Source organism: Oleiphilus sp. HI0086, assembly GCF_001635225.1.
In genome coordinates, this window is the sequence record NZ_LWFZ01000402.1 from 1 (window position 1) to 569 (window position 569).

Here is a 569-nt window from a genome sequence, read left to right on the forward strand (position 1 = left end):
CCAGAAAAGCCTTCGATATTGTCTGCAAGGTAAGCAGCTAGCTTAACAACATCGAGCTCATCAACATTTGTTTTTATATCCGACATACCTTCTCCTAAGCCTTACGCATCTTCATCATTTGCATTGCAGAATACCCTGCTGAGACACCACGACCAAGCTGCATCATATGAACCTGATCTGGCCCATCCGCTAGACGAATAATACGTGCCATTTGATATGCATCAGATAAGAAGAAGTCTTGGCTTAAACCTGCTGCGCCATGTATCTGAATCGCTCGATCAATTACCGTACAGGCCATTTGTGGCGCAACGATCTTGATCATGGCGATCAGGTCTTTTGCCCCTTTGTTGCCGTGTGAGTCCATTTTTGCAGCCGCTTTTAAGGTAAGCAAGCGCGCTTGTTCGATCTCGCAGTAGGACTTGGCAATGTCTTCACGCACCGAACCCTGCTTGCTCAGTGGCTTACCAAATACGACACGTTCTTCAGCTCTGACACACATTAACTCAAGTGCACGCTGTGCGGCTCCGATTAAACGCATGCAGTGGTGAATTCTACCGGGGCCTAAACGC

At 47.8% G+C, this 569-nt stretch carries 1 protein-coding gene; it reads right to left on the minus strand.

Going from position 1 to position 569, the window contains the following annotated elements; genetic code table 11:
• Nucleotides 1-94: 94 nt before the first annotated feature.
• The coding region (locus A3756_RS05005; RefSeq protein WP_255376506.1) for an acyl-CoA dehydrogenase family protein at nt 95-569 on the minus strand (475 nt) is incomplete at its 5' end.